Origin of the sequence: Sphaerisporangium sp. TRM90804 (genome assembly GCF_029846175.1) — a bacterium.
Classification (GTDB): domain Bacteria; phylum Actinomycetota; class Actinomycetes; order Streptosporangiales; family Streptosporangiaceae; genus Sphaerisporangium.
The window spans coordinates 347,763-372,380 of sequence record NZ_JARWAC010000015.1 but is presented as its reverse complement, the minus strand read 5'-3'; the positions used below and the strand labels follow the sequence as shown (position 1 = coordinate 372,380).

Below are 24,618 nucleotides of genomic sequence, written 5' to 3'. Positions count from 1 at the left end.
GCCAGAACATACCGACAAGATCTTGTCCGCGGTAACCGGAAACGATGCGATTTTTACGCCTTCGTCCGGCCGTGATCTTGTCGTGATCGCTCGTTCGGTGAACATCTCCTGTCAAGTCGCCCCAACGCGGGGATATCCACCCAGATCAGAGCCGGAGTGGGGCCGAGGGGATCACTGTGACGGGAGTGAACCGTTCGGTAACGTCCGAAGGGTGGGTGTGACGCAGATCACACCGAAACCATGGAGCCGATGGCGGGGGTCGTTACGTCTAACGCCCTCACCCGCGGTGAGAAGCGGACATAACGGACGGAGGTGGAGCATCGTCCCCCCTGGAACGGAACAACGGTTTCCGCATGGACGAGCCGGAGGCGCGACCAGGCCACAGCGGTGCTCGACGGCCGGAGGGCGGGCCGGCGGCACCCCGGCGGCCCCGGAGACGACTGAGGGCCCGGCGGGTGCCGGGCCCTCAGCGAAGGGTCTGTCTCAGGTGATCACGCGCGCGGGCCTTAGTCGGTCTTCTGCCGGGCGGCGTACGCGTAGACCTGGTAGGTCGAGGTGGTGAAGTACGGGGAGGACACCCCGTCGTAGCGGCCGTCGCCGTTGAGGTCCCACGTCAGGCTGTTGACGCCGTTGAGGTACCCGATGCGCTTGGCGCCGCTGTACTTGATCACCCATGGGCCGCCGCTCGCCCCGGCCGTGAAGGCGCACTTCTTGAAGAGCACGCCGTTCTCCAGCGACCACTTCGCCGAGGCGACCTTGCTGGTGGCCGTGGTCAGGCAGGACTCCATCTTCCGGCCGGTGAAGGGCCGTGTTCCGTCGGGATGGGGGCCGGCCGGGTACCCGAAGGCGTAGGCCGCGACCACCGCCCCCCGGTTCCAGGCGAAGCCCTGGCCGCCGACGTTGCCCTCCAGGCGACCGGTGTCGACGCCCTTGTACATGGGCAGGCCCTTGAGGTCCTTCTTGACGACGCCGTTCGCGTCCTTGTACGGGTCCCAGCGGTAGCCGTGGTGGACGGTGACGAACGCGTAGTCGTAGTCGAAGTCGCCCATGACCGCGAACTTCTCGCTGAGGTTCAGCGTGTGGCCGACGAAGACGCCGTACGGCGTCGCCCGGTCGCCGGCGGTGTACGACGGGATGAAGACCCAGTACTCGACCGGCTTGGCGGTCTTGACGTCGAACGCGCAGTGGGCCGCCGTGGCCACGAGGTTCCCGTACTTCTTGGAGTGCAGGGAGGACGCCGAGCACCAGTACTCGGCGTCGCCGATGCGGAAGAAGACCTTGCCCACGGTCGGGGGCAGGTTCACGTTCTTGGAGGTGAGCGTCCGGGGGGCGGCCTTCGGCGGGACGGAGCCGTCCACGGCCCTGGCCTCTCCCGCCCGTGCCGCGCCGGTCGACGACGACGCTCGCGCGCCGGCCGCCGCGGTGGCGAGGGCCGAGCCCGGGGCGGTGGCGCCGGCGGTCGCGCTCCCGCTGGGGGAGGGCACCGCGCTGGTGGTGGTCCTCGGCTCGTAGCTGCTCGCCTGGTTCAGCCGCTCCGGAGTCCACCAGTCGAGGACCTTCTGCTTGTCTGCCTGGCTCTGCGCGAGCGGAATCGAGGTGATCCCGGCGGGCGCCGGCAGCTCCCGGCTCTGCGCCTGTGCCGGCCCCGGAAGGGCGGACAGCATCACGGCGGCGGCCGCCAGGGCGCCGCTGAGTGTGAGCGCGATCCGCTTCGCTCGGGGGAGCATCAGAACCTTCCGCAGGTGATAAGTCGAGCAGACAGGGGTGAAGGGCGATTTTTCCAGATCAACAGCGGGATGGCAGCGCCTTGGCCGGAGCTGGACTCACATCGTTATGAGGCGTGTGTGGTGAGTGATCGCTGGTGGTACGCCGGTGGGGGCCGGGCGGTGCCGACCCCCACACTCTGGCGCGGGACGCGTCAGCTGCTCGTAAACTTGCCGGTCCACTGGTTGGCGGCGTACTTGTAGATGCCGTACGTGTCGCTGTTGAAGTACGGCGTGGTGATGCGGTCGTAGCGCTTGTTGCCGTCGGTGTCGAGGGTCAGGCTCACGACGCCGTTGAGGTAGCCGGTCCGCGAGCTGCTCTTGTACACGATCAGGAACGGACCGCCGGTGGCGCCGGGCGTGAAGGCGCACTTGATGGCGAGCTGCTCCTCGGCCTTGTACTTGCTGACCGCGGGGGCGGCGGCCGTCTGGCCGTAGCACCACTTCATGGTCTCGCCGGTGTAAGCCTTGTTGCCGTCGAGGTGCGCCGCGGTCGGGTAGCCGAAGCTGAACTGCTTGGCCTTCGTGCTGCGGTTCCAGGTGAAGCCCTGGCCGCCGACGTTGTCGCCGAGGCGGCCGGCGTCCACGAAGGTCTTGAGGTAGAAGACGGTCTTGTAGTACTTGACCGACGTCGACTTCTTCACCCAGTACTTCACGTAGTAGTGGGTGATCGTGTAGGCGCTGTCGACCATCTTCTTGTAGCCGAGGCCCTTGTAGTTCTTGTACGTGACCTCGTCCACGATCTCCGTGGCGGTCTTGCCGGGGGCCTTGGCGTAGTTCTTCTTGGAGTTGGCCGCGGGCGCCGCGTCGTAGACGTCCTTGGAGACCTCCTTGACGACCCGCTCGCCGCCGGCGGTGCCCCAGGGGAGGACGACTTCGGCGCCCGTCGTCTTCGACCAGCAGTCGGCGGTCTCGCCGCCGTGCTCGTCGAAGCACTTCTGGTACTCGTCCTTGGTGATCTCGACGTCCTTGGCCCACTTCGGGCCCTTGGCGGCGTCGTAGGTGGTCTTGTCGACGACCTTGTCACCCGTCTGCTTCACACCGTTGTAGACGTTGACGAACGCGTAGTCGTAGTCGTAGTCCTCGTAGACCTTGAAGTCGTCGTGGAGGTTGACCTTCGCGCCGACGTAGACGCCCCAGTTCGCCTTCCCCTTGTAGTAGCCGGGGATGAAGACGAAGTTGTCGACGAACCGGTTCTTGTCGGTGTCGTACACGCAGTGCGCGGCCGTCGCGACCAGGTTGCGGTACTTCGACTGGATCGACGTGCCGGAGCACCAGTAGGGCTTGCCGTCGACGTTGAAGAACACCTTGCCCACGTTGGTGGGCAGGTTGACGTTCTTGGAGACTCCGGCCGTCTTGCCGCCGGCGCCGATCGGCGCGACCGAACCGGCCTTGCCGTCCGCGGACGCCTTGCTGGTGCTCTTCTTCAGCTTGCCGGAGAGCGTGGAGTCCTCAAGGTAGTTCTTGGCGGACTTCAGCTTGCTCGGCGTCCAGGATCCCGCGATGGCCTTCGCGTCGATCCCGCTGCTGGCGAGCTTGCCCGACTCCAGGGGAACGGGTTTGGCCTGCGCGCCGGCGGGGGTGGTGAGGGTGACGCCGATCATGCCCGTGACGACGAGTGCGCCGCCTAGGGGCAGGATCAGACGCTTGGCTCGGGGGTTCATTGCACTCCTTCTTTGTCATGGGATGCCCGGGAAGGTCCCATGCGTACGTAAAGAGACACCTGAGACCGTACTCCGGCGATCTTGGTCACACGTTACGAAAGTGGACAAAACTCACAGTCCGTTACCGGCTTGTTATGAAACGGGCGGAACCGGAGATGTAACTGGTGCGTCCAACTTCGCTTCGCGATCAGGGGACCGTCGCTGATCGGCGAGCGGACGCACGGGAAACCGGCGGCCACTCACCGTCCAGCGAGATCGGGGGATCCGAATGCGACACCTCTTCACCGTCCTGAGCACCGCGGCCCTGTCCCTTGGCGTCACCGGAGCCCCACCCGCCACCGCCGCCACGCCGACGTCCCGGCCCGCCTCCGCGGTCACGCCCGCGCGCCCGTTCCTCGCGCCGTCGTTCGCGCCGGCGGGCGCCCAGCCTTCGGCCCCCGGCGCCCGGCTGTCCATGCCCAGCGTCCGGCTGGCCGAGCTGACCCGGCTGGCCGAGCTGAAAGCGAAGCGGGCGAACGTCAAAGCGGCGCCGCACGCTCCCGGCACCGAGTCCCTGCGCGACGCCGCCCATGCGCACCACGGCGAAGCCGGCGTCCCCAAGCGCCAGCCCGTGAGCCGCGTCCTCCTGCTCACCATCGCGCGGGGCGAGAACGCCACCCCCGCCGACCGCGTCGCCTACCTCCAGTGCACGCCCAAAGGCGGCACCCACACCAAGGCCGACGAGGCCTGCCGCCAACTGGACCGTGTCTCCGCCAACCTCAACGACCTGCACGTCTCCCCGGACGCCCGCTGCACCAAGGAGTACAACCCCGTCACCGTCTTCGGCGCGGGCCTATGGGGCGGCAGCCGCCTCTCCTACGAACGCACCTTCGGCAACCCCTGCGAACTCCGCGCCTACACCGGAGCCGTCTTCGACTTCTGAACACACAGTCGTTGATCACCTTAGGTGTTCTTCCGCATACGCATCGCGATCGGGCTATGGTCGTCGCGCTGACTGGCTCGTCATGCTGAGACGGTGCAGACTGCTGGTGTGGAAGGAGACCGGGTGAGCGCGCTTCCCCAGGAGGGATGGCTCGTGCCACGTGGCGGGCGGGCTCATCTCGTGCTGCTTCCTGATCATCCCGGGCCTTACACCGTCGAAGACTGGCTCGCGCTTCCGGAAACCGAGGAGCGTGTCGAGTTGATCGACGGGAGTTTTGTGGTGAGTCCTGCCCCCGCCACCGACCACGCCCTTTGCGCGCAGCGGCTCGTCCGCATTCTTCTCGACGCGGCGCCGGATGACGTCGAGGTGGTAGAGGCGGCGAACGTCCAGGTGGGCGAGGAGGGGTTCATCCCTGACGTGGTCGTGGGCCGGGCGGAGCCGATCGCGCGGGGATCCGTCGTGCTGGGCGCGGACGACGTGCTGATGGTCGTCGAGATCGTCGGTCCGGGGAACGGTAAGCGCGACTACGTGGTGAAGCCTCCGTCTTATGCAGAGGCCGGTGTTCCGGTGTTCATGCGTGTCGAGTCGCACGGGCGTGGCGTCCGGCCCCTGGTGGAGGTGTTCCGGGAGCGCGACGGCAAGTACGAGCCGCTGGCCGAGGCCCGGGCGGGCCGGTCGTTGTCCGTCGCCGAGCCGTTCCCCATCGAGTTCGAACCGGCCGCGCTCGCGGGGGCCCGCCGGCCGCGTTAGGCCCAGGGCGAGCCTGGGCCCGGGGCGGGTGTCAGGTGTGGAGGGTCAGGCCCTTGAGGGTTTTGTCCAGCTGGGTGCGGGGGCCGTAGACGGCCAGGCCCACCAGGGGGAGGGCGTCGGCGGGGGCTTCCAGGACGGCGGCGCGGTTGGCCTCGTCGTGGGTGGTCTTGAACATGTCCTCTATGTAGACGGCCGTGGGCAGGTCTCTGCTCAGGGCGCGGGTGTGGGTGCGGGCCAGGGCCTCGGCGTCGGCGGAGTAGACGAGGATGGGCTGACGGATCATGGCGAGGTAGGTGTTGCCCGCCGCGTCGGCGTAGGGCTCGCCCATGACGTCCTCGGCTCCGCCCGCTATGGCGCTCGCCAGGAACGCGGTCACGTTGAGCTTCTGCCAGTCGGCCAGGTCCTCTCGGACGACGATGCCGATCTTGGTGTCGAAACGCATGCGACCAGGTTGGCGGGGCACGCGCCGTGGGTCTTGTACGCCGGTGCGCGGGCGGTCGTCCGCCGCACGCGGGCCGGCGGGCCATTCGCCGCGCGCGGCGGGGCCGGCGTGCGCCGCGTGTGGCGGGCCGGCGTGCGCCGCGTCTGGCCGGGTGGGTGGGGAGAATGGGGTATGGCTCGGGACTGGTCGCGGTACTGGCGTTCTCCGGATCGGTCGCTGGAGGCGATGTACGCGCACTTCGAGCGGCACGTCTATCACCGGCACAGCCACGAGGCGTACTCGTTCGGCATGACCGAGGAAGGGGCGCAGAGCTTCACCTGCCGGGGGGCGGCGCACACGAGTGCGGCGGGCATGATCATGGCGTTCAACCCCGACGACCCGCACGACGGGCACGCGACCAACGAGCGGGGGTTCACCTACCGCATGGTGCACGTCGGGCCCGAACTGGTGGCCGAGGTGCTCGGCGAGGCCGCCGGGCGCGAGGTGGGGCTGCCCCTGTTCACCGAGCCCGTCATCCACGACCCGGAGCTGGCGCGCAGCCTGCGCGCCCTGCACGAGGCGCTGCTCGGCGACGCGACCCCGCTGCACCGGGACGAGCTGCTGGACGCCGTCGTCCTGGCGGCCGCTCGACGGGCCTCCGCCCGTGTGCCGGCGTCTGCGCGTCTCCCTCGGCTGGACGGGGTGGGGGACACGTCCGCCGGGAGCGCCTCGAAGGCGGGGGGCGCGAGACCGGGACGGCTGGACGGGTGGGCGGTCGAGGGAGGGCGGGTGGACGTCGGCGCGGCCCGGGTGGTGCGGGAGGTGCTGCACTACTCCGACGACCGGGACCTCTCGGCCGCCGACCTCGCCTCGGCCGCCGGGCGCAGCCGCTTCGCCGTCTACCGGTCGTTCCAGGCGGTCTACGGCATGGCCCCCAGCGACTACCAGCGCCAGGTCCGCCTGCGCGAGGCCCGGCGCCTCGTGGCCGAGGGCCGCTCCCTCGCGGACGTCGCCGCCATGACCGGCTTCACCGACCAGAGCCACCTCACCCGCTGGTTCACCCGCTACTACGGCGTGACCCCCGGCGCCTACCGGCAAGCGGCCCCCACGCCCTGACCCGCCACGCGCAGGGGGCCGTCGGCTGGGCGCCCCCCGGCCGGCGACCACCAGCCGGCGACCTCGGCCGGCTCGCTGGTGCGGCTCCGCGCGCGTGCTCTCCGCGTCGCCAACCGATGCCCCGAGTAAGAACCTGAAGCGGTCCCGGCCAGGTGGCCGGGACCGCTTGCCTACTTGGTTATGACGATCATGGTGCCCAGGGGGGTGCGGGAGACGGCGTTGAGGGCTGGTTTGGGGAGGCGGACGCAGCCGTGGGAGACCGCTTTGCCGAAGGTGCTGTCGTCGGGCCAGCCGTGGAGGCCGATGGTGCCGGGGCCGCCCTCGTAGGTCTCGAGCTTCTCCGAGTGGGAGCCCAGGGGGAGGATCAGCGGGCTGTAGGTGACCTCGGGCGGGGTCAGGGAGGCGAGCAGGAAGGTGCGGCCCACGGGGGTGGGGGTGGCGGGGGCGCCGATGGCCACCGGCCAGGAACCCGTCTCGTGGCCGTCCTTGAGCAGGGTGAGGCGGCGTTGGGTCAGGTTGACGCGCACCTGGTAGGGGCTGCGGTCCTGCTTCACACCGCCGCCGCCGGTGTGGATCCAGCCGGTCGCGCCGTTGGGGCGGGTCGGCAGCAGGACGCGCGTCCACTCGGGGCGGGTCTCGATCACCGGGACCCAGGTCGGGTTGCCGAGCTGCTTGACCGGCAGCACCGCGATGGGCGGGCCGCCCGGCTCGGCGTACACGACCTTGGCGGCCGTGGGGTGCAGGATCCGGCCGTCCCCGCCGGACGTGGGTGCGGTGTCGACGCTCGCTTCGCTCAGCTTGCCGTAGGTGGTCGCGCGGGGGAGGGCGGCGATCTGCTTCTTGGTGAGCGCGACCGGGATGACCGGCTTCGGCGGCGCAGGTGGCGCGGCCAGCTCGCGGTCGGCCTTTCTGACGGTGAAGTACACGATCACCGCCAGGACGGCGACCACGGCGGCGACCGCCGCGGCGATGATGGCGATAGTGCGTACTGACTGACGGCGGACGTACATGTGACCCCCCGGGATGCTGCCGGCTGCGTCGGGACTGGGTGGGTGGCGGCGGGCGCAGGTGCCGCGCGGGCCTGCCGCTCGTGGAGGAAGGCCTTCGTCGCCGAGCCCGGGCGCTCGGTGTGGAGGTCGAACGCACCGGTGGGCGCGGTGTGGGACGTTCGGGCTTGCCGGGGGGGAAGAGCCTGAGGGCCCGCCGGAAGATCGGGCGGGCCCTCTGGGCGTCGTGCTGTGGTCAGCCGGTCACTGCGAAGTGCTTCACGACGGGCTTGTGGTAGTGCTTCTTGTGGTGCGGCTTCCTGTAGTGGTGGCGCTCCTCGGGGACCCACCGCTGCTTGCGGTGGTCCCAGTACTCGCGACCGCCGCCGCCCGTGTCGTGGTGGCCCTCGATGTGGCGGCGGATGCCCTTGTCGACGAGCGTGATCCAGTCGTTGTCACGCTTGTGCCAGTACTTCTCGCAACGACGGCGCAGCTTCTCCCACTCGCGGCCGCGCGACTCGGTGATGCCGCCCCCGTCGCCGCCCTCGTCGCCGTGGTCGTGCCTGAAGTGGCGGCAACGGTGGGCGAGGTTGTCGTCGTCGTCGTGGATGACGGTGGTGTCCTCATCGTCGTCCTCTTCGACGACCTCGTCGTCCCGATCCCGGTTCTTGTCGTGGCGGTCCCTGTCGAGGACGGTCTGGACGACGCCCGCGGACGTGCTGGTGAGGAAGCTGCCGTTGCCCTGGAAGACAGCGGTGATGGTGTGGGTGCCCTCGCTGAGCTCACACGTGGTGAGGGTGGCCTGGCCGGACCCCTGGAGCTGGGCGGTGCCCAGGTCCCGCGTGCCGCTGCGGAACACGACGGCTCCGGTCGGCAGGATCGCGGTTCCGGTGGCGGCCACCGTGGCGGTGAACGTCACGCACTGACCCTCCTTGGAGGGGTTCAGCGAGGAGGACACGGTCGTGGTCGTGGTGTACGGCTGCCGGACCCGGACGGCGAACGTCGCCGTCACGGGCGCGCCCGGAAGCACGACTGCTGCCTTCGTACCGAGGCCTTGCGGTGCCGCGACAGCGCCGGCGCTGCCTGGGGCCGCCGCGACCACGCCCATCGCGAGGGCGCCCGTGACAGCTGCTGTCAGCCACGAACGACCGACGTTACGGTGGTGAGAGCGGAGATGACCGACGTCTATCATAAAGCGGTCCTTTTCTTTTTGCAGTTCAAAGTAAAGGAGCACCTCGAAGCTGGCGCGCCTGCGTATTCGACCTTACTCATGGTCGACGTCCGTACCGTTGTCCGACATGCGGGAGATTCGCGCTAGCAGGCAAAAAATAGGCGATCGCTAGTCGGTGCTATATCCCTTTAAATCGGATATGTGAGATGACCCGAATCGCCGGAATCTCCTGGCCACGCTGGGCATACGGCCTCACCTGCGCGATCCCGCCGCGACTACAGGTAATCAGCGATGTTTTTCGAAGTCGCATTAGCCGACGGCGTGTCGGCGTGGGGTGGCGGGCGGATTTAGCCGGGTTTGCGGGATTATTCCAATAATCGCCGGGATGCGGGGGAATCCCGGCTCGCGCGAGCCGCGGAAAACGGGAGACCGGGTCACTGCCGGCGCCGCCACGAAGAACGGCGGCGACGCGAAACCCGTGCCCGGGGGCCGCGCCGCCGGGGCGCGCTCACCGCGGGAGCCGGCGGCGCCGCCCCGGACGGCCGCGGGGCGCGGAGATAGGGTTCCGGCATGTTCGCCGTAACCTGCACACGCACCGACGCCGACAACCCGCTCGCCGGCCTCACGCTCGGCGAGGTCCCCGACCCCGCCCCCTCCGGCGGGTGGACCACGGTGTCGGTCAGGGCCGCGGCCCTCAACCACCACGACCTGTGGACGCTCAAGGGCGTCGGCATCCGCCAGGACCGGCTGCCGATCGTCCTCGGCTGCGACGCGGCCGGCGTCGACGAGGACGGCAACGAGGTGATCGTCCACTCGGTGATCGGCACCCCCGTACACGGGGACGAGACCCTCGACCCCCGCCGCTCCCTGCTCTCGGAGGTCCACGACGGCACGTTCGCCGAGAAGGTCGCGGTGCCGCGCGCGAACCTGGTGCCCAAACCGGCGGCGCTGTCGTTCGAGCACGCGGCCTGCCTGCCGACGGCGTGGCTGACCGCCTACCGCATGCTCTTCGACAAGGCCGGGCTGGAGCCGGGGTCCACCGTGCTCGTCCAGGGCGCCGGGGGCGGCGTGGCGACCGCGCTCATCGCGCTCGGCCGGGCCGGCGGCTACCGGGTGTGGGTCACCAGCCGCTCGGAGGACAAGCGCGCCAAGGCGCTCGAACTCGGCGCCGACCAGGCGTTCGAGCCCGGCGCCCGGCTGCCCGAGCGGGTGGACGCCGTCATGGAGACCGTGGGCGAGGCCACCTGGGCCCACTCGCTGAAGTCGCTGCGCCCGGGCGGGAGAATCGTCGTCTGCGGCGCGACCAGCGGCGCGGTGCCGCCCGCCGACCTCGCGCGGGTGTACTTCCTGCAGCTGTCGGTGATCGGTTCGACGATGGGCACCCGCGAGCAGCTCGGACGGCTGGCCGTCCTGCTGGGGCAGACGGGCGTGCGGCCGCTCGTCGACCGCGTGCTGCCGCTGACCGAGGCCGCGGAGGGATTCGCGGCGATGCGGCGAGGCGAGGTCTTCGGGAAGGTCGTCTTCACCGTGGGCGGGGAGTGATCGCCGCCCGCCCGGTGGCGTACCGCGCCCGCCCGGCGGCCCGGGCCCGCCCGGGGCACGCCCTGCGCGTGTGGTGACCCCGGCCCGCCCGCGCCGCCTCCGGCCGCGGGGCCGCCGGGAGTGACGCCGCCGGGAAGACCGCCGGCGGCGGCGAGGCGATCGGCGGGGCCGGTGCGGAGACCGGCCCCGCCGGGGCGGGCTCGACCGGCAGGGCCGGCCCGGCCGGTGAGCCTCGCAGCAGCGGGGGGCGCAGGCCGTACTGGCCCATCATCATCGCAGCGCCGCCCGGATGCGGGCCGCGGCGTCGTACAACGCGTCCTGCGCGGTCGCCAGGGTCTCCTCGGTCACCGACGACGACGCCGCGGCGCCGCGGATCTCGTGCACGAACTCGGCGAGCATGGTTCCCAGCTCGGTGTCGTGGTCGCGCGACCCCCCGCCTTCGAAGGTCTCGCCCCAGACGCTGTGCAGCCAGTCGGTCTTCCAGCGCTGGGCGTCGTCCCGCCAGGCGCGCCGCTGGCGCTGGAGCTCCTGCTTGTGCTCCTGCCAGGTGCGCTTCTGCTCGCGCCAGATCCTGCGGGACTCGTCCTTGGCGGCCCGCAGCTCCTCCTTGGCGGCGCGGACACCGTCCTTGGCGTCGTGCTGATCCTTGGTGTTCTGGCGCACGTCGCGGGCCATCTGCGTCAGCTCGTCGCGCAGGGAGCGCACGGTGTCGCGCACGTCCTCCTTGACCTCCCGCGCGATGTCGCGGACGGAGTCGGAGATCTCCTGCTCCAGCTCCGCCAGCTCGTCCAGCCGGGCCTCCAGCTCGGCCCGGCCGCGGTCGGAGATGGTGAACACCTTCTTGCCGTCCACGACCTCGTGGGTGACCAGGCCCTCCTCCTCCAGGCGGGCGAGGCGGGGGTAGATCGTGCCGGGTGAGGGGGAGTACACGCCGAGGAAACGGTCCTGAAGCAGGCGGATCACCTCGTAGCCGTGCCGGGGGCTCTCCTCCAGCAGCTTCAGCAGGTACAGGCGGAGCCGTCCATGGGCGAAAACGGGGCTCACTGGTCTCTCCTCAGAAGGGTCACGTCGGCGGAGATGGTGGTGGCGGACACGGAGGCCATCCCGCCGCCGAGTCTGCCCGACAGGGCCTTCTGGCCGGGACGATCGCTGCCGTCCAGGCCGGGGAAGGCGGCCGTCAGGCGGCCCGACGTCGAGCGCAGGGTCACGTCGGTGTCGACGGAGTCGGGCAGGCAGATGACGATCTCGCCCGACACGCTGTGCAGGCTGACGTGCCCGGTGGGCGGCAGTTCGAGGTCGGCGGTGATGCGGCCGGAGACGGTGTTGGCGCGCAGCCGTCGCGGCGTGCCGCCGGCCACCGTCAGCTCGCCCGCGACGCTGGTGAAGGACAGGTCGCCCGCCAGGCCCCGGCTCTCGACGGCGCCGGACACCGTCTCGGCCTCGATCTCGCCGCTCACGCCGTCGAGCACGATCTCGCCCGAGACGCTCTTTACGTTGGTGCGCCGTTCGAAGCCGGCGACGACCGCGGAGGCGGAGATCACTCCCGCCTGCACCGGGCAGTCCTTCGGCACGGTGATCGTCAGCGTGGTGTCCCGCCGGCCGGGGCGGAGCCAGCCCAGCACGCCGTCCCAGGTGAGGTCCTTGTAGGCGATCGTCAGGCGGCCGTTCTCGTCGTGCTCGACCAGCAGGGGAGGCGTTCCGATGTCGCTCACCTCCAGCGTCGGCGGGCCATCGCTCGCCAGGACGGCCAGGCGGCCGGCCACGATGCGCACGCTCAGCGCGCTGACGTCGCCGAACCTGAGTTGTTCCGGCTTCTCGATGGTCCACTTGGGCATGGGCTCGCCCTTCGACGGCTCTTACGCGGTTGCCTACACAGAACACGATATGTCGCGTTGGCGAAAAGTCAAGATGTATCGCGTATGGTCCGCGGACGCGTAAGGCTACTCCTCCTCGTCGTCCAGGCGGGCCAGCCAGGTGGCGAGGCGCTCGACCGGGGTCTCGAACTCGGGGTTCAGGTCGACGAACTCGCGCAGCCGCTCGGCCAGCCAGGTGATGCCGACCTCCTCCTCCCCGCGCCGCTCGACCAGCTCCTCGATACCCCTGTCGGTGAAGTACATCGCATCTCCAGGACACAACACGAAATATGGAGAAGCCCCCCACGGAACCGCCCGTGGGGGACTTCCTCGGTCACGCGGACCCGGCGACCCGCGCCGGGCGGACGCTAGGTGAGGCTCTCGCTGACGATGTGCTCCAGCTCCGCGTCGTGGGCGGCGTGCGAGCCGACCGCCGGCGAGGAGTTGGCCGCACGGGACACCCGGCGCAGGCCCCGGCCGCCCAGCAGCCCGGGGTCTTCGGCGAGCTTCAGCGTGAGGTAGGGCCACGGGCCCATGTTGATCGGCTCGTCCTGCGCCCAGACCAGCTCGGTGTCCAGACCGTAGCGCGACAGCTCGGCCCGCAGCTCCTCGGCCGGGAACGGGTAGAGCCGCTCCAGCCGCACGACCGCGACGTCCGTGCGCTCCTGCTTGTCGCGGCCGGCCGCCAGGTCGTAGTAGACCTTGCCCGAGCACAGCACCACCCGCCGCACGTCGGACGGGTTGACCGTGGAGTCGCCGATCACCGGCCGGAACGCGCCGGAGGTGAACTCGGCCGCCGCGGAGGCCGCCGCGCGGTGCCGCAGCAGCGACTTCGGCGTGAAGACGATCAACGGCCTGCGGCGGTTCGACAGCACCTGCCAGCGCAGCAGGTGGAAGTAGTTGGCCGGGGTTGTCGGCTGGGCCACCGTCATGTTGTCCAGGGCGCACATCTGCAGGAAGCGCTCGATGCGGGCCGAGGAGTGGTCGGGGCCCTGGCCCTCGTAGCCGTGCGGCAGCAGCAGCACCACCGAGGACCGCTGGCCCCACTTCTGCTCACCCGAGGAGATGAACTCGTCGATGATCGACTGCGCGCCGTTGGCGAAGTCGCCGAACTGCGCCTCCCAGGCCACCAGGGCGTCCGGCCGCACGACGCTGTAGCCGTACTCGAAGCCCATCGCCGCGAACTCCGACAGCAGGGAGTCGTAGACGTAGAACTTCGTGATGCCCTCGTTGAAGGACTTCAGCGGCGTGTGGTCCTCGCCGGTGTTGCGGTCGACCAGCACGGAGTGCCGCTGCCCGAAGGTGCCGCGCCGGGAGTCCTGGCCGACGAGGCGCACGGGGTGGCCGTCGATCAGCAGGGAGCCGAACGCGAGGGTCTCGCCCATGGCCCAGTCGATGGCGTCCTCGGTGACCATCTGGCCGCGGCGCTGGAGCACCGGGGCGAGACGGGGATGCACCGTGAAGCCGTCGGGCAGGGTGAGCTGGGTCTCGACGACCCGCTTGACCGTCTCCTCGCTGATCGCCGACGGGGTGTCGTCGTGCGACCAGGGCACGAGCTCGTCGGGGGCGGGCTTGACGACCGCGCCGGGCTCCAGGGGCTTCTTGGCCGCCTCGCGGGTCTCGGTGAAGGCCCGTTCGAGCTGCTCCTGGTAGTCGCGGAGCGCCTGCTCGGCCTCCTCCACCGTGATGTCGCCGCGGCCGATGAGCGCCTCGGTGTAGAGCTTGCGGATGGACCGCTTGGCGTCGATCAGGTCGTACATCAGCGGCTGGGTGAAGCTGGGGTTGTCGGCCTCGTTGTGGCCGCGGCGCCGGTAGCAGACCAGGTCGATGACGACGTCCTTGCGGAACGCCTGGCGGTACTCGTACGAGAGCTTGCCCACCCGGACGACGGCCTCGGGGTCGTCGCCGTTGACGTGGAAGATCGGCGCCTGGATCATGCGGGCGACGTCGGTGGCGTACACGCTCGACCGCGAGGAGGCGGGCGAGGTGGTGAAGCCCACCTGGTTGTTGACCACGACGTGGACGGTGCCGCCGGTGCGGTAGCCGCGAAGCTGCGACAGGTGCAGCGTCTCGGCGACCACGCCCTGGCCGGCGAAGGCGGCGTCGCCGTGCACCAGGACGGGCAGGACGGTGAAGCCCTCCTCGCCGCGCTCCAGGAGGTCCTGCTTGGCGCGGACCACGCCCTCCAGGACGGGGTCGACGGCCTCCAGGTGGGAGGGGTTGGCCACGACGGACGCCGCGATCGTCTGCCCGCCGGGGGCGGTGAAGTCGCCGGAGGCGCCGAGGTGGTACTTGACGTCACCCGAGCCGTGGGCGCTGCGGGGGTCGAGGTTGCCCTCGAACTCGCCGAACACCTGGGCGTAGGACTTGCCGACGATGTTGGCGAGGACGTTGAGGCGGCCGCGGTGGGCCATGCCGATCACGACCTCGTCGAGCTCCTCCTCGGCCGCGGAGGACATCACCGAGTCGAGCAGCGGGATGAGGGACTCGCCGCCCTCCAGCGAGAAGCGCTTCTGCCCGACGTACTTGGTCTGCAGGAAGGTCTCGAACGCCTCGGCGGTGTTGAGCCGGTGCAGGATGTGCAGCTGCTCCTCGCGGGTGGGGCGGACGTGCGGCCGCTCGACCCGGCTCTGGATCCAGGCCCGCTCCTCGGGGTTCTGGATGTGCATGTACTCGATGCCGACCGTGCGGCAGTAGGAGTCGCGCAGCACGCCGAGGATCTCGCGCAGCTTCATCAGCGGCCTGCCGCCGAACCCGCCGGTGGGGAACTCGCGCTCGAGATCCCACAGGGTCAGGCCGTGCGACTTGATGTCGAGGTCGGGGTGCTTGCGCTGGTTGTACTCCAGCGGGTCGGTGTCGGCCATGAGGTGGCCGCGCACGCGGTAGGCGTGGATCAGCTCGATGACCCTGGCCGACTTGGCGACGTCGTCGTCGTGGCTGGCGGAGATGTCGGCCACCCAGCGCACCGGCTCGTACGGGATGCGCAGCGCCTGGAAGATCTCGTCGTAGAAGCCGTCCTCACCGAGCAGGAGCTGGTGGATGCGGCGAAGGAACTCCCCGGACTGCGCGCCCTGGATGATGCGGTGGTCGTAGGTGCTGGTGATCGTCATGACCTTGCTGACGGCCAGCCGGGTGAGCGTCTCGGGGGAGGCGCCCTGGTACTCGGCGGGGTACTCCATCGCGCCGACGCCGATGATCGTGCCCTGGCCGGGCATCAGGCGCGGCACCGAGTGCACGGTGCCGATCGTGCCGGGGTTGGTGAGGCTGATCGTGGTGCCCTGGAAGTCGTCGACGCCGAGCTTGCCGGCGCGCGCCTTGCGGACGACCTCCTCGTACGCCATCCAGAACTGGCGGAAGTCGAGCGACTCGGCGGTCTTGATCGACGGAACCAGGAGCTGGCGGCTGCCGTCGCTCTTCTGCACGTCGATCGCGAGACCCAGGCCGACGTGCTCGGGCTTGACCAGGGTGGGCTTGCCGTCGACCTCGGCGTAGGAGTGGTTCATGTCGGGCATCGCGGCCAGCGCCTTGACGATGGCGTACCCGATGATGTGCGTGAACGACACCTTGCCGCCGCGCCCGCGCGACAGGTGGTTGTTGATGACGATGCGGTTGTCGATCAGCAGCTTGGCCGGCACCGCGCGCACGCTGGTGGCGGTGGGGACGGCGAGGCTGAGATCCATGTTGGCGGCGGTGCGGGCGGCGGCGCCGCGCAGCCGAACCTCCTCGGCCCCCGTCGCGGGCTTCGCGGCGGCGGGCTTGGCCTCGGCGGCGGCCGGGGCGGGCCGCGCGGGCCGCGCGGGCTGCTCGGGCGCCGGAGGCGCGACCGCCGCGGGAGCGGTGTCCCGTGGGGCCGGCTTGGCCTCGGCGGCAGGCGGTGGCGCGGGCGCTTCGGAGGTCGCGGGTGCGGCGTCGGCGGTCGCTCCGTTGACCCCCCCGGGCGCCGGCACGCGGCTCGTTCCGGAATCGGGGTTGTAGTCAGCGAAGAAGTGCCACCAGGCGCGGTCGACCGACTCGGGGTCCTGGAGGTACTTCTGGTAAAGCTCGTCGACAAGCCACTCGTTCTGCCCAAAGCTGGCCAGCGGGTTTGTCCGCGACGACTCTGACGACACGGCCGAAATCGCCCTCTTCCGCAGATCGGCGTTGTTGATTAGAGAACCTGTCCAAGGCTACTCGCCGAAAACAGTGACGTGTGCGCTCTCGGGCTTGCTCTTCGCCCGATCCTCCCAGGACCATTCAAACTGGTCACGCCGGGGTGGTCACTCCGGGGGGTGAGGGCCTGCTTACCCGGGAGCCCGTTCTGTATCGCTCCAACGCCATGGTCACGCCCCCGGGGCCCTTCGGCGCGGAGGGCCGTCCGGCGTGATGGACACCCGGCCCGCCGCCGGGCGCGTGGGGGCTGTGGTGATGGCGCGTTCAGGCGGTCAGGCGGGGCTGACCAGGCGCGACTCGATGCGCACCAGGGGGCTGATCGTCCGCAGCAACCCCGCGAGCTCCTCGCCCGCCGCCGAGAGGGCCTCCAGCGGCATCGGCGCCAGCCGTTCGAGCAGGAAGAGCGCGTCCACGGTGTCCTCGGTGATGCGCGTGCGCACGCACTGGCGCCAGTTCCACCGCCGGCAGGTCACCCCGCGGTCGTCCCGCCAGACCACCTCGCCGATCTCGGGGTGGTCGACGACCGGCTCGCCCTTGTCGGTGGTGTCGAACGGCTCGTCGCCGGTCGCCCGGATGAGGCGGGCGGGGCCCTCGTAGCGGGTGAGGTCCTCCCCGCCGACGGGCAGGGCGTGGCGGACGCTGACGGAGTTGTAGGCGTCGACGATCAGGTTGACCTCGGGCGGCGGCGTGCGGCGCACCAGGGCGTCCACCGACGGGCGGGTGCGCTGCGGCTTGGCGCCGAACGCGCGGTAGGCGTCCTGCCAGGCGACGATGTGCTCGTGGGCGGGGGTCACCCCCGCGGCGCCGGCCTCGGCCAGCAGCTCCCGGGAGGCGGCGTCGGACGGCCCGTTGCGCAGCCCGTACGCGGCGACGGCCAGCACCCGGAAGTCGGGGCGCAGGGCGGCGACCGCCTCGTCGATCCAGATGGCTTCGATCACGCGCCAACCCTAACCGCGGCCCGCGGGTCTCGCGGAGCCCGCGGCCGGGGGCCCGGCCCGCCGTACGCGGCGGGCCGGGCTCGGGGGTCAGGCGCAGGCCGCGCCGTTGAGGGTGATCAGGTCGGGCGCCGGGTTGGCGCCGACGCCGCCCTTGCCGTTGAAGCCGAACGTGATCGAGCTCCCCGGCTGGATGCGCGCGTTGTGCGACAGGTTCTTCGCGGTCACGGTCGCGCCGCTCTGGCTGAGGGACACGTTCCAGGGCGCCTCGGTCTTCTGGCCGCCGAGGAAGGACCACACCAGCGACCAGCCGTTGATCGCCGTGGTCCCGGTGTTCTTGATCGTGACCTGGGTGGTGAAGCCCGAAGGCCACTGGCCGTGGGTGGTGTAGGTGACGTCACAGCGACCGGCCGCCCGCGCGGTGCCGTCGCCCTGGCCGGCGACGAACGCCGAGATCCACGCGAGCGGCGAGTTCCAGTTGATGGTCAGCTCGTTGGTGGACCAGGACTCGATGTCGTCGATGTAGCAGAACTGCGGCCGGCAGCCCTGCAGCTTCTCCGCGGCCGTCGGGTCCTGGAGGAAGGAGTTCGGGCCGCCCGCCAGGGTGCCGGCGGGCGGGTTGGGCAGGGCGGGGTCGAGCTGGTTGGCGTACCACCGGCTGTGCTGGTTGCGCGAGGCCACCTCGCCGTAACCGGTGACGTACGACTGGTTGAGCGCGTTGCGGCCGAAGATGTACCCGATGCCTTCCAGCACCCCGTTCCGGTACTTGGGTGTGCCGGTGATGTCGTAGGCGGAGGCCATCACCACCATCATGTTGAGCACCAGGTTGTTGGAGCCCCAGTCGTACTGGGCCGGGTTGTACGGCGTGCCGTACGGGTGGGCCTCCACCGCGGCGAGGTAGGCGTCGGCGCCCTCGACGACCGACGCGCGCACGTCGGCGCGGCCGGGCAGGTCGTTAGGGACGGTGGCCAGGTCGAGCCTGCCGAGAGCGGCGACGCTGCCCCAGTCGAAGCCGCGCTCGCCGAAGATGTCGGCCGTGTGCTGCGGCGAGGCCAGCACGTAGTCCTTGAACTCCCTCTCGCCGGTGGTGATGAACAGCTCGGCGGCGGCCCAGTAGAACTCGTCGGCGACGTTGTCGTCGTTGTAGGCGCCGCCGCCGGTCGCGTCGGACGGCGAGGCCAGGATGGCCGGGTTGGCCTTGGCGGCGGCCCACGCCCTGCGCGCGGCGCTCAGGTTGGCGGCGGCGAACGCCGCGTCGTACGGGGCGTACAGCCGCGCGGCCTGCGCGGCGGTGGCGGCCAGGTTCAGCGTGGCGGCCGTGGACACCGGGTGCAGCTCGCGCTTCTGCGGGTCCAGGTGGGGCATCAGCGGCAGCCCGGTCCAGTTCTGGTCGTGGATCTTGTGGTGCGCCATGCCCGCGTACGGCTTGCCGGCGGGCACCTGCATCTTGAGCAGGAACTCCTGCTCCCACCGGGCCTCGTCCAGGATGTCGGGGACGCCGTTGCCGCTCTCGGGCAGCGCCAGCATGCCGTCGCCCAGCGGCGCCGCGGTGGCGGCGTTCTTGGTGCGCTCGAACTCGCTCATGAGCTGGGCGACCGAGATGCCGCCGTTGACGACGTACTTGCCGTGGTCGCCGGCGTCGTACCAGCCGCCGGAGACGTCGAGGCGGTAGTCGCACACGCCCGGCTGGCAGGGCACGTCGGTGTCGCCCTGGTTGGGCGCGACCCCGACGTGGCCGGCGGGCCGGCCGTACCCGGGGCGCAGGTCGTCGCGGATGGCCACGCCGCTGCGCTGGGTGTAGTAGAACTTCAGCGCGTCGGTGCGAAGCGTCTGGTAGGCGGCCGGGCTGATGTCGAAGGGCCGGCTGGTCTCGCCGTCGGCGGTGAGGGTGTAGCCGGTGCCCGCCGTGGTGTAGGAGCCGAAGTCGATCGAGTGGACGTTCTGGCCGGAGCTGGCGTCCAGGCCGCGCGGCGTGGAGGTGCCGGACGCGACGACGGTGCCGCCGGCGTTCTTCAGCTGCCAGGGGAGCGCGGCCTCGGCGTCGGTGACGACGGTCGCGTCCTTGGGGCCCTTGGGCAGGTAGGCCACCTGGTTGACCCGGACCCGCGGGCCGGTGTCGGGCTCGTACTCCTCGGGCTCGGCCCCGCCGCGCAGGCTGATGTCGTCGACGCAGAACCGCCACGGCGTGGCGCTGCCGCCGAGCTGGAACACCACCTGGCCGTTCGGGAGGCTCACGGGCGAGGTGAACGTGAACGAGTGGGAGGTGGTCTCCGGGGTGAGCTGCGGGTTGGCCGCCAGGTACGCCGTGTACGGGTCGACGGGGAGCTGCACCAGGGCCCTGACGACCCTGGACGGGTCGGCGGCGCCGGAGAACGCGAAGGCGTAGGTCTCGTCCTGGACGAGCGGGATGTCGTCCTGGCCGATGATGACGTCCCACGGGTTGATCGTCCCGCCGGGGATGTCGGCGCACAGGCGCCCGTCGGCGGCGTCGAAGGCGATGTTGGCGGTGTGCCACCAGGGGGTGGTGACCCCGTCGTCGAAGGTCCCGTTGCGGATCTGCTCGGGCCCTTCCGGCTCGGCGGCCGTCGCGGACGCGCCCGCGGCGCCGGCCGCCGTCGTGTCGCGGGCCTCGGCCGGGGCGGACAGGAGGGAGGCGGCCAGCGTGGCCGCCGCGGTGACGGCGAGTGAGGCCGTCCACCGCCGGAATGGTCTGATCACGCGATTCCTCAAGGGTGCGATGCTGCGCCAGCGGGAGCCCGGGTGAGTGGGAGCGCTCCCAAATCCGCCGGAAGCGACGGTTTCCGCATGGTTCCAACGGGTCAGGGGGCCGTCAATGCCGGCCGTCGTCCCGCCGCGCCGCCGGAGGCGCATGGGCGCGCCATGGCCCGTGGGTGCGTCGTGCGGGCCGGGGACGGGCGCCCGGGAGATGAAAGTTTCAGCTCGCGGATATTCCAAAGGTAGCTTTGCAAAAGCAACTTTGCAAAGCTACCTTTGCCATATGAGCGACGACGTCTACCGCCTGAAGGACCCTCAGGCACTCAAAGCCGTGGCCCACCCCCTGCGGGTGCGTCTGCTCGGCTCGCTGCGCATGGACGGGCCCGCCACCGCGACCGAACTGGCGGCCAGGTTCGGAGAGAGCTCCGGCTCCACCAGCTACCACCTGCGCCAACTCGCCAGGTACGGCTTCGTCGAGCCCGATCCTGAGCCGCGCGACGCCCGCGAGCGCCGCTGGCGCGCGGTCCACCGCTACACCGCGTGGAGCGAGTCGGAGCTCGGCGCCAGCCCGGAGGGGCGGGAGGCGGCCGGGTTCATGCGCGAGCGCCAGTTCGAGGTGCTGACGCGCGACCGCGAGCGGTTCGAGCGCGAGCGGGAGGCATGGGGGCCGGAGTGGAGGGAGGCGGGCGGCATGTCCGACGACATCGGGCGCCTCACCCCCGCCTCGCTCTCCCTGCTGTTCGACCGCGTCTTCGACCTGGTGCGCGAGCTGGAGGCCGCCGACGAGGGCCTGCCCGGCACCGAGCGGGTCGCGATCCATCTCGCCGCCTTCCCGACGAGGGGGTACACCGCATGACCGCCCACACCGGGCCGTCCGCGCCGGCGGATCCCTCCCAGCCCTCCGATCGGCCCGTGCCGGGCACGAAGCCCTCCGGCGGAGGGCCCGCGACCGCCGGAGTCCACCCGGGCCGGCCGTCCGGCGGGCACGCCGGCCCACCGGGGCACGGCCGGCACCTGCTCTCGGCCGCCGCCGCGCGGCGGCGGTACGCGCTGATCAGCGCGCTGACGTGGCTGCCGCCGGGGCTGATGATGGCGCCGATGGTGCTGCTCATGACCTCGCGCGGGCTCAGCCTGGCGCAGGTCGGCGTGGTGATCGCCGTCTTCTCGACCGTCGTCGTGGTGCTGGAGCTGCCGACGGGCGGCCTCGCCGACGTGGTCGGGCGGCGGGCGGTGCTCGCGATCTCGGGCCTGGTGACCGTGGCCGCCCTCGGCCTGATGGCCGTCGCGACCTCCATGTGGCCGTTCGTCGTCTCGGCGGTCCTGAAGGGCGTGGCGAGGGCCCTGTCCAGCGGGCCCGCCCAGGCCTGGTACGTCGACACGCTGCACGCGGCCGAGGGGCCCGGCGCCGACCTCAAGCCCGGCCTGTCCAGAGGGGAGGCCGCGGGCTCGTTCTCGCTGTCCGCGGCGGTGCTGGCCGGCGGGTTCCTGCCGCTGGTCGCGCCCGGCGGCCTGGCGGCCCCGGTGGTCGCGGGCGCGGCCGCCGGCGCGGTGCTGTTCGTCGTGGTGCTGGTGGCGATGCCCGAGCCGCCCCGCCCCCGCCCCTCGGCCCGCGAGGTGCTGCGCGACGTGCCGGTCACCATCGGGACCGGCCTGCGGCTCGGCCTGCGGGACGCGGCCCTCGGCCGGCTGCTGCTGATCGCCCTGCCGCTGGGCGCCGGGCTCAGCGCGATCGAGATGCTCACTCCGGGAAGGCTCGCCGCACTCACCGGAGAGGCGGAGTCGGGCAGCTCGGCTTATGCCGTGGTCGCAGCCGCCGGGTTCGCCGCCAGTGCTCTCGGTAGCTGGCTGGCCCCCGGGGCCGCTCGGCTGCTGCGAAGCTCGACCCGGGCCGCCGTGGCGGGCGTGCTGGTCACCGCGCTGGCGTTCGGCGCGCTCGCCGGCTCCTCGGCTTTGACGGGGCTCGCGGGCATCGCGGCCGCGGCGGCGTCGTACACGCTGATGTTCGCCGGGCTGGCCGTGACGGGCGTGCTGCGCGCCGAGATGATGCACGGGCGCGTGGACGCCGCACGGCGGGCGACGCTGATGTCGGTCGACTCGCTCCAGCTCCAGTTCGGCGCCATGGCGGCCGCGCTCGGCCTGGGCTGGCTGGCGACCCGCGCGGGCCCGGCCCCGGCCTGGTGGGTGGTCGCCGGCGTCATCGCGCTGTCCTCGGCGCTGTTCCTGCGGCTTCCGCGCCGGACCCACCCCGAGTAGAACAACATTCGGTGAGCGGTGCACAATCGGTTGCGTCCATGCCGAAGGGAGCGGGGATGACCGACCAGGTGGCGAGACCGGCCGTGAGCGCGACGGCGAAGGCGGGACGCAGGGTGACGCCGGCCAACGAGGAGCAGCGGGCGGCGTGGCACGGCGGGACGCTGCCCGAGGTCGAGCGGGTGCGCCCGGGGCTGTGGTCCATACCGGTGCCGATCCCGATCAACCCGCTGAGGTACGTGCTGGTGTACGCGCTGGAGCTGCCGGACGGCGTGGCCATCGTGGACGCGGGCTGGAACACCGACGAGGCGTACGCGGCGCTGGACGCGGGGCTGGGGGTGGCCGGGTACACGATGGCCGACGTGCGGGCGGTGCTGGTGACCCACATCCACCCCGACCACTACGGGCTGGCCGGACGGGTCCGCGAGGCGTCGGACGCCTGGATCGGCCTGCACCCGGCGGACGCCGGCCTGCTGCGCGAGCGCTACGACGACTCGGCGATCGACACGCTGGTCGCGCGGGAGCGCGCGATGCTGCTGCGCTCGGGCGCGCCGCCGCTGCAGCTCGACGAGCTGAGCACGGCCTCCATGATGATCCGCCACTACGTGACGATGGCCGCGCCCGACCGGCTGATCGAGGACGGCGCCTCCCTCGGCCTGCCGGGCTGGGACCTTCGCGCGATCTGGACGCCCGGCCACTCGCCCGGGCACCTGTGCTTCGTCTCCCCCTCGCGGCGGGTGCTGTTCTCCGGCGACCACGTGCTGGCGAGGATCACGCCGATCGTCGCCGTGCACCCCCAGTCGGCGCCGAACCCGCTGGCCGACTACCTGGACGCCCTGGCGGCCGTCCGCGACCTGGAGGTCGACGAGGTGCTGCCCGCGCACGAGTACCGCTTCCTGGAGCTCGCCGACCGCGTCGACTACGTCATGGCGCACCACGCGGAGCGCCTGGCGGAGATCGAGGCGGTGGTGCGCGCCGCGGACGGCGTCGCGTGCTGGGACGTCGCCACGAGGCTTACTTGGTCGCGGCCGTGGGAGGAGATCCCGGCGTTCATGCGGCGGGCGGCCTCGAACGAGACCCTGGCCCACCTGGTCTACCTGAAGGCCCGTGACCGGGTCCGTCACGTGCCCGGCGAGCCGGATCTGTGGCACTCGGGACATTCCATGTAATCCGGGTAGGAAATATTGACATTACGGACGGGCCTCCGTAGCGTCGAGGACATCGACCGGGTCACCCCCACCGGGCGTCGGCACCGCCGAGCGACCTCGCTCCGACCGGCGGCGGCGGCGCCTCACGGGAACGGAGAGGACGAATGGTGAGCGGCAGATGAGCTTCGTGACGTTGGTCGCCAACCCCCGCCCGGGCTCGCGCACCAGGACGGCGGCCGAACGCGCCACGGACCTGGTGGCCGGGCGCATCGGATACACGGGGGAGCGCGAGGTCGTGGACCTCGCCGGCCTCGCGCCCGGGTTGCTGGCCTCCCCGCCGCCGGCCGAGGCCGGCAGGGCCCTCGAACTGGTGGGACGCGCGCGCGTCCTGCTCGTCGCGAGCCCGACGTACAAGGGCACCTACACCGGCCTGCTCAAGGTCTTCCTCGACCGGCTCCCCACCCAGGCGCTCGCCGGCACGACGGCCCTGCCCCTCCTGGTGATGGGCGACCCCCGGCACGCCCTGGCGGTCGAGACCCACCTGCGGCCCCTGCTGGTCGAGCTGGGCGCCACGGTGCCGACGCCCGGCCTGGCGCTGCTGGAGTCCGAGATCGCCTCGCTGGAGGAGGTGCTCGGCCCGTGGGCGGATCGGGTGTCGCCTCAGATCGCGCTTACGGAAGGGGTGAGCGCATGACCGAGACGCTTCCCGAGAGGGCGGTGGACGGCGACCGGTTCCGGCGCGCGCTGGCCCATCACGCGGCGGGCGTCGTCGTGGTGACCGCCGGTTCCCAGGGGGTGCCGGTCGGCCTGACCGCGACCTCCTTCTCGTCGGTCAGCCTCGCCCCGCCGCTGGTGTCGTTCTATGTCGACCAGGCCTCCACGACGTGGCCGAGGCTGCGCCAGGCCGACGGCTTCGCGGTCAACGTCCTGGCCGGCGACCAGGCCGACGTCGCGGCCCGGTTCGCCCGCAAGGGCGTCGACCGGTTCGCCGCGCCGACCCGGTGGACGCCCGGGGCCGACGGCGTCCCGCTGCTCGACGGCGTCTGCGCCCACCTGCTCTGCGCCCCGCACGCGACGATCGAGATCGGCGACCACATCCTGGTGGTCGGGCTGGTCACCGGCACGCTGATCGGCACCGCCGGACGCCCCCTGCTCTACCACCAGGGCCGCTTCGGCCGGTTCACGCCGCACCCCTGACCGCCCCCGCGACTGCCCGGCGTCCGGGCCGCCACG

Annotated in this window: 20 protein-coding genes; 9 read left to right on the top strand and 11 right to left on the bottom strand. The window is 71.4% G+C overall.

Annotated elements, in window-relative coordinates:
* Positions 1 to 506: 506 nt before the first annotated feature.
* Both PYR91_RS20265 and PYR91_RS20260 read right to left on the bottom strand, forming a co-directional pair.
* Positions 507 to 1,727, bottom strand: coding sequence for a serine protease (locus PYR91_RS20265; RefSeq protein ID WP_279781695.1), 1,221 nt, complete (start codon positions 1,725 to 1,727; stop codon positions 507 to 509).
* A gap of 191 nt (positions 1,728 to 1,918) precedes the next feature.
* A complete protein-coding gene (locus tag PYR91_RS20260) occupies positions 1,919 to 3,427 on the bottom strand; it encodes a hypothetical protein (protein ID WP_279781693.1) in 1,509 nt (502 codons plus the stop codon).
* Between the two features lie 268 nt (positions 3,428 to 3,695).
* On the opposite strand from PYR91_RS20260, the gene PYR91_RS20255 reads away from it, so the two are divergent.
* Together PYR91_RS20255 and PYR91_RS20250 are read left to right on the top strand one after the other, a co-directional pair.
* Positions 3,696 to 4,349 carry an SSI family serine proteinase inhibitor gene (locus tag PYR91_RS20255; RefSeq protein ID WP_279781692.1) on the top strand — a complete coding sequence of 218 codons (654 nt, stop codon included), beginning with the start codon at positions 3,696 to 3,698 and terminating at the stop codon, positions 4,347 to 4,349.
* Between the two features lie 123 nt (positions 4,350 to 4,472).
* Entirely contained in the window at positions 4,473 to 5,099 is a 627-nt protein-coding gene (locus tag PYR91_RS20250; protein WP_279781691.1) for a Uma2 family endonuclease, read from the top strand.
* A 31-nt stretch (positions 5,100 to 5,130) separates the two neighbouring features.
* On the opposite strand, the gene PYR91_RS20245 is transcribed toward PYR91_RS20250, so the two are convergent.
* Positions 5,131 to 5,541 (bottom strand): DUF2000 family protein, encoded by a 411-nt coding sequence (locus PYR91_RS20245; RefSeq protein ID WP_279781689.1) that lies wholly within the window; start codon positions 5,539 to 5,541, stop codon positions 5,131 to 5,133.
* Positions 5,542 to 5,712: 171 nt separating this feature from the next.
* Here PYR91_RS20245 and PYR91_RS20240 point away from each other — a divergent pair, with 171 nt between their 5' ends.
* Positions 5,713 to 6,636: an AraC family transcriptional regulator gene (locus PYR91_RS20240; protein WP_279781688.1), complete on the top strand. Its 924-nt coding sequence runs from the start codon at positions 5,713 to 5,715 to the stop codon at positions 6,634 to 6,636.
* A 170-nt stretch (positions 6,637 to 6,806) separates the two neighbouring features.
* Here PYR91_RS20240 and PYR91_RS20235 read toward each other — a convergent pair whose 3' ends face one another.
* Both PYR91_RS20235 and PYR91_RS20230 read right to left on the bottom strand, forming a co-directional pair.
* A complete protein-coding gene (locus tag PYR91_RS20235) occupies positions 6,807 to 7,646 on the bottom strand; it encodes a L,D-transpeptidase (RefSeq protein ID WP_279781687.1) in 840 nt (279 codons plus the stop codon).
* Between the two features lie 232 nt (positions 7,647 to 7,878).
* Positions 7,879 to 8,634, bottom strand: a complete 756-nt coding sequence (locus tag PYR91_RS20230; protein WP_279781685.1) for an Ig-like domain-containing protein — start codon at positions 8,632 to 8,634, stop codon at positions 7,879 to 7,881.
* Positions 8,635 to 9,363: 729 nt separating this feature from the next.
* Between PYR91_RS20230 and PYR91_RS20225 the strand changes: the two genes are divergently transcribed.
* Positions 9,364 to 10,335, top strand: a complete 972-nt coding sequence (locus tag PYR91_RS20225) for a zinc-binding dehydrogenase (RefSeq protein WP_279781683.1) — start codon at positions 9,364 to 9,366, stop codon at positions 10,333 to 10,335.
* 270 nt (positions 10,336 to 10,605) lie between these two features.
* Here the strand turns inward: PYR91_RS20225 and PYR91_RS20220 are convergent, their stop codons facing one another.
* The 6 genes from PYR91_RS20220 to PYR91_RS20195 all read right to left on the bottom strand — a co-directional run bounded on the left by PYR91_RS20220 (position 10,606) and on the right by PYR91_RS20195 (position 19,990).
* Positions 10,606 to 11,379 carry a PadR family transcriptional regulator gene (locus PYR91_RS20220; RefSeq protein WP_279781681.1) on the bottom strand — a complete coding sequence of 258 codons (774 nt, stop codon included), beginning with the start codon at positions 11,377 to 11,379 and terminating at the stop codon, positions 10,606 to 10,608.
* Positions 11,376 to 12,170, bottom strand: coding sequence for a DUF4097 family beta strand repeat-containing protein (locus PYR91_RS20215; RefSeq protein ID WP_279781679.1), 795 nt, complete (start codon positions 12,168 to 12,170; stop codon positions 11,376 to 11,378). The genes PYR91_RS20220 and PYR91_RS20215 overlap by 4 nt, the downstream gene beginning before the upstream one ends.
* A 105-nt stretch (positions 12,171 to 12,275) precedes the next feature.
* Positions 12,276 to 12,452 carry a DUF6104 family protein gene (locus tag PYR91_RS20210; RefSeq protein WP_279781677.1) on the bottom strand — a complete coding sequence of 59 codons (177 nt, stop codon included), beginning with the start codon at positions 12,450 to 12,452 and terminating at the stop codon, positions 12,276 to 12,278.
* 104 nt (positions 12,453 to 12,556) lie between these two features.
* On the bottom strand, positions 12,557 to 16,297 hold the full coding sequence (locus PYR91_RS20205; protein ID WP_279781675.1) for a multifunctional oxoglutarate decarboxylase/oxoglutarate dehydrogenase thiamine pyrophosphate-binding subunit/dihydrolipoyllysine-residue succinyltransferase subunit: 3,741 nt from the start codon (positions 16,295 to 16,297) through the stop codon (positions 12,557 to 12,559).
* Positions 16,298 to 16,609: 312 nt separating this feature from the next.
* Positions 16,610 to 17,275 carry a phenylalanine--tRNA ligase beta subunit-related protein gene (locus PYR91_RS20200; RefSeq protein WP_279781673.1) on the bottom strand — a complete coding sequence of 222 codons (666 nt, stop codon included), beginning with the start codon at positions 17,273 to 17,275 and terminating at the stop codon, positions 16,610 to 16,612.
* An 87-nt stretch (positions 17,276 to 17,362) separates the two neighbouring features.
* Entirely contained in the window at positions 17,363 to 19,990 is a 2,628-nt protein-coding gene (locus tag PYR91_RS20195) for a glycoside hydrolase family 9 protein (RefSeq protein WP_279781671.1), read from the bottom strand.
* Between the two features lie 280 nt (positions 19,991 to 20,270).
* Here PYR91_RS20195 and PYR91_RS20190 point away from each other — a divergent pair, with 280 nt between their 5' ends.
* The 5 genes from PYR91_RS20190 (at position 20,271) to PYR91_RS20170 (ending at position 24,582) form a co-directional block, all read left to right on the top strand.
* Complete coding sequence (locus tag PYR91_RS20190) at positions 20,271 to 20,843, top strand: helix-turn-helix domain-containing protein (RefSeq protein ID WP_279781669.1); 573 nt, start codon at positions 20,271 to 20,273, stop codon at positions 20,841 to 20,843.
* Positions 20,844 to 20,899: 56 nt separating this feature from the next.
* A complete protein-coding gene (locus PYR91_RS20185) occupies positions 20,900 to 22,240 on the top strand; it encodes an MFS transporter (protein WP_279781667.1) in 1,341 nt (446 codons plus the stop codon).
* Between the two features lie 56 nt (positions 22,241 to 22,296).
* Positions 22,297 to 23,406 (top strand): MBL fold metallo-hydrolase, encoded by a 1,110-nt coding sequence (locus PYR91_RS20180; protein WP_279781665.1) that lies wholly within the window; start codon positions 22,297 to 22,299, stop codon positions 23,404 to 23,406.
* Between the two features lie 157 nt (positions 23,407 to 23,563).
* A complete protein-coding gene (locus PYR91_RS20175; protein ID WP_279781663.1) occupies positions 23,564 to 24,079 on the top strand; it encodes an NAD(P)H-dependent oxidoreductase in 516 nt (171 codons plus the stop codon).
* A complete protein-coding gene (locus PYR91_RS20170; protein ID WP_279781662.1) occupies positions 24,076 to 24,582 on the top strand; it encodes a flavin reductase family protein in 507 nt (168 codons plus the stop codon). Before PYR91_RS20175 ends, PYR91_RS20170 begins: the two co-directional genes overlap by 4 nt.
* The last annotated feature ends 36 nt before the right edge of the window (positions 24,583 to 24,618 follow it).